7 protein-coding genes and 1 pseudogene are annotated in these 6567 nt (G+C 64.6%); 4 read left to right on the top strand and 4 right to left on the bottom strand.

The window, feature by feature from the left end; translation table 11 throughout:
• Positions 1–9 precede the first annotated feature (9 nt).
• From IB236_RS14830 to IB236_RS14840, 3 genes are all read right to left on the bottom strand, one after another.
• Positions 10–411 (bottom strand): carboxymuconolactone decarboxylase family protein, encoded by a 402-nt coding sequence (locus IB236_RS14830; protein ID WP_056067597.1) that lies wholly within the window; start codon positions 409–411, stop codon positions 10–12.
• Positions 338–817: a MerR family transcriptional regulator gene (locus IB236_RS14835; protein ID WP_192421307.1), complete on the bottom strand. Its 480-nt coding sequence runs from the start codon at positions 815–817 to the stop codon at positions 338–340. The genes IB236_RS14830 and IB236_RS14835 overlap by 74 nt, the downstream gene beginning before the upstream one ends.
• Positions 818–966: 149 nt before the next feature.
• Entirely contained in the window at positions 967–1857 is an 891-nt protein-coding gene (locus IB236_RS14840; RefSeq protein ID WP_056067602.1) for a LysR family transcriptional regulator, read from the bottom strand.
• A gap of 96 nt (positions 1858–1953) precedes the next feature.
• Here IB236_RS14840 and IB236_RS14845 point away from each other — a divergent pair, with 96 nt between their 5' ends.
• From IB236_RS14845 to IB236_RS14860, 4 genes are all read left to right on the top strand, one after another.
• Positions 1954–2424, top strand: a complete 471-nt coding sequence (locus IB236_RS14845; RefSeq protein ID WP_056067604.1) for a cyclophilin-like fold protein — start codon at positions 1954–1956, stop codon at positions 2422–2424.
• A 254-nt stretch (positions 2425–2678) separates the two neighbouring features.
• The gene (locus IB236_RS14850) at positions 2679–3674 is read left to right on the top strand and encodes an alpha/beta hydrolase (RefSeq protein WP_056067605.1); all 996 of its coding nucleotides are present in this window, start codon (positions 2679–2681) and stop codon (positions 3672–3674) included.
• Between the two features lie 96 nt (positions 3675–3770).
• Positions 3771–4922 carry an MFS transporter gene (locus IB236_RS14855; RefSeq protein ID WP_200939000.1) on the top strand — a complete coding sequence of 384 codons (1152 nt, stop codon included), beginning with the start codon at positions 3771–3773 and terminating at the stop codon, positions 4920–4922.
• Between the two features lie 214 nt (positions 4923–5136).
• On the top strand, positions 5137–6276 hold the full coding sequence (locus IB236_RS14860) for a zinc-binding dehydrogenase (RefSeq protein ID WP_056067610.1): 1140 nt from the start codon (positions 5137–5139) through the stop codon (positions 6274–6276).
• 215 nt (positions 6277–6491) lie between these two features.
• Here the strand turns inward: IB236_RS14860 and IB236_RS24610 are convergent.
• Positions 6492–6567: pseudogene (locus tag IB236_RS24610) on the bottom strand (DUF4148 domain-containing protein); the annotation flags it as partial.

Consider the following 6567-nt stretch of genomic DNA (forward strand, 5'->3'; position numbering starts at 1 on the left):
CAGGGCGCTTCAAGCGGCCTGTGGTTGTGCGTCGGCCGCTGCAAACACCTCGCGTGCCGCGGCCAGTCCGTTGAGCGCGGCCGGAAAGCCTGCGTACACCGCCATTTGCATCAGCACCTCCACGACCTCTTCGCGGGTGACGCCCACATTCAGCGCCGCCTGCAAATGCACCTTGAGCTGTGGCGTGGCGTTGCCCAGCGCGGTCAGTGCGGCGATGACTGCAATCTCGCGGCTGCGCAGATCGAGTCCGGGGCGCGAATAGATGTCGCCAAACGGAAACTCGATCAGGTAGCGCGCAAAGTCGGGGGCGATGTCGGCCAGGCTGGCGACGACACGCTCACCCGCGTGGCCGTCGATTTCGCGCAGCTTGGCGAGGCCCTGGAGATAGCGGGGTTGGGTTTCGGGGGACATGGGAGCTTCCTTGGTGGGTGGACGACGGGGTGGGTCGAAGGGAAGCTTCCAGACCTTGGTAGTGCGCGATCTTGGATTGCAGGGCCTGCGCGGCTTGCTGCATGGCGGTGATCGTTGCCAGCACCTGCGCCAGGTGCTGTTCCAGCAACTGGCGCCGCTCGGGGGCGGTGGCGTTCCCTTCGCTGCGCAGCCGCGCAAAGGCCTGCATCTGCCCGATGGGCATCTGGGTCTCGCGCAGGCGCAGCAGGAATCTGATCCATTCCATGTCCGAAGCCGCATAGCGGCGCTGGCCACCTGGCGCGCGCGCCACGGGCGCAATCAGCCCGGCGCGCTCGTAGTAGCGCAGCGTGTGCGCGGTCAGGTCCGTGCGTTCGGCGACTTCGGCAATGGTGAGGAGGGATGCCATGGGAACGATTCTGAAAGTTGGAGTGCACTCTAAGTCAAGCACTGAATCGTTCCAACGTGACAAGGGGTCGCAACAGGCCGCTGTCTAACCCTTGTTCGTATTCGCAGCCTCGTGATCTCTAGCCACCCGCGTGCTTGCAAGCAGTCTCTTCACCGCAGCTGCAACGCCTGCAGCACCAGCGAAAACGCAGGCGATGGCTGGCGCCGACTGGGGTAGTACAGGTGGTAGCCCGCGAACGGTGGGCACCAGTCTTCCAGCACTCGGACCAGGCGTCCGTCTTCGATGTGGGTGGCCAGTTCGTCCTCGGGCAGCAGCGCAATGCCCAGCCCAGCCAACGCTGCATCGACCTGGGGCGGGGCGGTGTTGAAGATCAGCGGGCCATCTACCCGCACGTTGACCTGTTTGCCTTTGCGCGCAAAGTCCCACACGTACAGGCCGCCCGAGGTAGGCATGCGCTGGTTGATGCACCGGTGCGCCGTCAGGTCGTGCGGGGTTTTGGGAATGGGATGGGCGGCAAAGTAGCTGGGCGATGCGACCACGGCCATGCGAAGCGGCGGGCCGATGGGCATGGCAATCATGTCCTTGTCGATGGTGTTGCCCAGGCGCACCCCGGCGTCAAAACGGTCGGCCACGATGTCGCGAAAGCCGTAGTTCATGTCGAACTCCAGCGTGATGTCGGGGTTGTCGTGCAACAGTGGCATGAGCTTGGGCAGCAGCGTGGTGTGCATGACGTGGTCGCCGCAGGTGATGCGCACAGTGCCTGCGGGTTTGTCGCGCAGTGCGGTCAGCGCATCCAGCTCGGCCTCAATCTCGTCAAAGCGGTGACCGATGGCGTGCATCAGGCGTTCGCCCGCTGGTGTGGGCGAGACGCTGCGCGTGGTGCGTGTGAGCAGCCGGATCTGCAGGCGCTCTTCAAGGCCACGGATGGTCTGGCTCAGCGCGGACTGCGTGACGCCCAGAGTGGCTGCGGCTCGGGTAAAGCTGCCCTCGCGCGCCACGGTGACAAAGGCCAGCAGATCGTTCAGGTTGCGTCTCGCCATGTCTGATTCTCTGGATTGATTGGTTAGCCAGACTTATAAACCCATTCTCCATTCATTATCTAGTCGGCGCAAGCAATGCTGGGCAAACTTCTTGCTATGGCACAACGCATCAGCACCCACCCCTTCCAACGCCACGCCCTGGCGGGTGTCGCCTTGGCATTCACCCTGGCAGCCGGGGGGATGCCCACCACCACCTTTGCACAGCAGGGCCCCATGAAAATTCATCTGCATATCGATGGCGCCATTGCCACCGCCACCCTGGACAACAACGCCGCAGCGCGCGATTTTGTGGCCCAGCTGCCGCTGTCGCTGACGTTGCAGAACTACGCGGAGATCGAACGCATCGCCACCCTGCCGCGCAAGCTGTCGGTGGATGGGGCACCGGCGGGCATCACCCCCAAAACCGGTGACATCAACTACTACGCGCCCTGGGGCAATCTGGCGATTTTTGTGGGCGATGACGCCTATGCACGCGGCCTGGTGCGGCTAGGCAGAGTGGACACGGGCCTGCCCGCGTTGCAGCGCCAAGGGCCTTTGAAGGTGCGTATCGAACGCGCCAGCGATTGACGCGCGGACAAAGCATTGGAGCGTCCAACGAAGGCGCGCCCTCGACCCCCGCCTTCATTTCTCGATTTCTCGTCCTCCCCCAATTTCCTACCTCCCCAGGAGCATCGAACATGCACGACACACTCTCCACCATCCACGCACAGCACCCAATACCCGGCACAGACCCCCTCACCTCGGACCGGCGCGACTTCCTCATCCGGGCGGGCTTCGGTGCGGCGGTATGGGGCGGGCTGTCTGCCGCGGGTGGTAGTGCGATGGCAGCAGGGCCGCAGCCAGCGCCCGGCAAGCTCAGCGGCGCCGACAATTTCTACCAAAGCGACAAGGTGGCCGTGCGCAAGGTGATCTTCAAGAACCAGTACCGCATGGCGGTGGCTGGCAACCTGTTTGTGCCCAAGAACCTGGACCGCAGCAAGAAAAATCCGGCCATTCTGGTGGGCCACCCCATGGGCGCAGTCAAGGAACAAAGCGCCAACCTGTATGCCACCAAGATGGCAGAGCAGGGTTTTGTCGCGCTGTCGCTGGACCTGCCTTTCTGGGGTGAGAGCGAGGGCCAGCCGCGCAACGCGGTGGCGCCAGACATCTATGCCGAGGCTTTCAGCGCAGCGGTGGATTTTCTGGGCACGCAGGCGATGGTGGACCGCGAGCGCATTGGGGCCATTGGCGTGTGCGGCAGCGGCAGCTTTGTCATCAGCGCCGCCAAGATCGACCCGCGCATGAAGGCCATCGCCACCGTCAGCATGTACGACATGGGTGCTGCCAACCGCGACGCGCTGAACCACTCGCAGACTGTGGAGCAGCGCAAGCAGATCATTGCCGCCGCTGCCGAGCAGCGCTACGTGGAATTCACCGGCGGGGCCATCCAGTACACCGGTGGCACGGTGCACGAGCTGACGGCAGACACACACCCCATTCAGCGGGAGTTCTATGACTTCTACCGCACCCCGCGTGGCGAGGTCACGCCCAAGGGCGGTTCGCCGTTGACCACCACCCACCCCACGCTGACCAGCAACGTCAAGTTCATGAACTTCTACCCGTTCAATGACATCGAGACGATTTCTCCGCGCCCCATGCTTTTCATCACGGGCGATCAGGCGCACTCCAAGGAGTTCAGCGAAGACGCGTTCCAACGTGCTGCCGAGCCCAAGGAGCTGCACATCGTCCCCGGAGCAGGCCACGTGGATCTGTATGACCGCGTGAACCTGATCCCGTGGGACAAGCTGACGGCGTTCTTTGGCAAGCACCTGGCGTAAACGATGACCACTCAGGTATGCGCTGCGCCGTCGGTCGATTTCGACGGTGCGCTGGGTGCAGCGGTGCAGCCTGCGCGCTGGAGCGGCGTCTTTGCGATGACGCTCTGCGTGTTTGCGCTGATCGCGTCGGAGTTCATGCCCGTTAGCCTGCTGACCCCCATGGCGGCAGACCTGGGGGTCAGCGAAGGCGGGGCAGGGCAGGGCATTGCGATATCGGGCGCCTTCGCCGTACTCACCAGCCTGAGCATTGCTGCGTTGGCAGGCCGGGTGGACCGCAAGACCTTGTTGCTGGGGCTCACAGCGCTGATGTGCCTCTCTGGCGCAGTCATTGCACTGGCGCCGAACTATGCGGTGTACATGGCAGGCCGCGCGCTCATCGGAGTGGTGGTGGGTGGCTTCTGGTCGCTGTCTGCGGCCACGGCCATGCGGCTGGTGCCTGCGCAGCAGGTGCCACGGGCTTTGGCCATTTTCAATGGTGGCAACGCACTGGCCACGGTGGTGGCGGCGCCGTTGGGCAGCTATCTGGGTGCTCTGGTCGGGTGGCGTGGGGCCTTCTGGGGGCTGGTGCCGGTGGCGGTGGTGGCTTTCATCTGGCAGTGGGTGAGCCTGCCGCCCATGCCTGCCGGTCAGCAGCGCGCGGGGGGCTCTGGTGGTGCGGTTGTCAGGCTGCTGCGGTGCCGGATGATTGCTGTGGGCATGCTGGCAGTAGGCTGCTTTTTCATGGGACAGTTTGTGCTGTTTACCTACCTGCGGCCATTTCTGGAAACCGTCACGCATGTGGGTGGGTTCACGTTGTCGTTCATTCTGCTGGTGATCGGGGTGGCGGGCTTTGTGGGCACCACACTCGTCGGCGCGGCACTGGCCAGAGGCTTTTACCCAACGCTGTTCATGGCACCCGTCTTGATGGCGCTCATCGCCATCGCGCTGATCTGTTTGGGTGACCAGCTCACCGCTGTCACTGCCTTGCTGGGTGTGTGGGGCCTGGTGGCTACGGCCGCGCCGGTGGGCTGGTGGACATGGGTCGCCCGGTCGATGCCGAAAGACGCTGAAGCCGGAGGCGGTCTCATGGTGGCGGTGGTCCAACTGGCTATCGGCCTGGGCTCCACGGTGGGGGGCCTGCTATTTGACCGCAACGGATACCAGAGCACCTTTGTCGTCAGCGCTGTTTTGTTGCTGGTGGCCGCGTTGCTGGTCTTGCTGACCTGGCGCTCTGGCAGGACCGAGGGCTGTGCTGTTGCCGGTAGTTGAAGGCTGAAGGAGATGGGGTGAACGCGTGCCTTGCGCACCAGCAAACTGACGGCGTTGTGGGGTGCAAAACCGAGGGGACAGCAAAACCCGGCGTCCTGGTGAAAAATGGCGCGGCAGGTGGAGAGGCTGTGACCTGCTGGCACCCCAGCCTCCCTCCACGTCGCGCCGCTTCATGCGCGCGGCCCCATTTCCATCATCCCACTGCGAATCCTCCATGAACCCATCCATCCCTACCACCGCGCTGCAGCTGCGCTCGCTTGTACAAGCCAATGGCACCTTGCAGATCAGCCTGGAGCTGTCACCCGTGCCCACGCCAGGGCCTGACGAAGTGCTGATTCAGGTACAGGCCACGCCCATCAACCCATCGGACATTGGCCTGCTGCTGGGCCCGGCTGATCTGTCCACCGTGCAGGTCACGGGCACGGCCGAGCGGCCGGTGGCCACGGCCAGCATCCCCGAGCGCGCCATGCCCGGCATGGCGGCACGCCTGGGCCAGAGCATGCCCGTGGGCAACGAGGGCGCCGGTCTGGTGGTGGCTGCGGGTGCATCGCCCGCTGCGCAGGCGCTGCTGGGCCGCACGGTGGCAGTGATTGGTGGCGCCATGTATTCGCAGTACCGCTCCATGCCTGCAGCGCAGTGCCTGCCTTTGCCGCCCGGAACCACGGCGGCTGAGGGCGCGTCGTGTTTTGTCAACCCGCTGACTGCGCTGAGCATGGTCGAAACCATGAAGCGCGAAGGCCACACCGCGCTGGTGCACACCGCTGCGGCCAGCAACCTGGGCCAGATGCTGCTCAAGATTTGCCAGAAGGACGGTGTCGGCCTGGTCAACATCGTGCGCAAGCCCGAGCAGGCGGCGCTGCTGCGCGAGCTGGGCGCCCAATATGTGTGCGACAGCAGCGCGCCCACCTTCATGGCCGAACTGACCGACGCGCTGGCCGCCACGGGCGCCACCATTGCGTTTGATGCCACGGGCGGCGGCACGCTGGCCGGGCAGATCCTGCAGTGCATGGAGGCCGCCATCAACCGCAAGGCCAAGGAATACAGCCGTTACGGTTCGGCCGTGCACAAGCAGGTGTACCTGTACGGCCACCTGGACACGCGCCCGACCGAAGTGCACCGCACCTTTGGCATGGCCTGGGGCATGGGTGGATGGCTGCTGTTTCCGTTTCTGCAGAAGATTGGCGAAGAGGCCACCCAGGCGTTGCGCCAGCGCGTGGCGGCTGAGCTGAAGACCACGTTCGCCAGCCACTACGCGCGCACCGTGTCGCTGGCGGGGGCGCTGAGCGCCGAGTCCATCGCGTTCTACGGCCCGCGCAATACCGGCGCCAAGGTGTTGATCGACCCGTCGCTGTAAGCGACTTTGCAGGGGCGCGCCTGGCGCCCCTGGGGGGCGCGGCTACACGGCAGGCACCAACAAAAAGAGCTCCCTAAAGGAGCCCTTTTTGCCTGCCCGCCCCTGCGGTTCAGTTAACACTCCCCATGGCAGCAGCACCCGCACCGCGCGAAGAGCCACCACCCTGGGAAGTCCCGCAACTGCTTCAAACCAATCTCAGCAGTTGGTCTGCCAAATTACATGGCGCTGAATTCGCCCGAAGGGATCTGGCCGGTGCGCACGGCTTCGGCAGCCTGTGCACGCACGGCAGCG

This window comes from Acidovorax sp. ACV02, assembly GCF_014851475.1.
Lineage (GTDB): Bacteria > Pseudomonadota > Gammaproteobacteria > Burkholderiales > Burkholderiaceae_C > Acidovorax > Acidovorax delafieldii.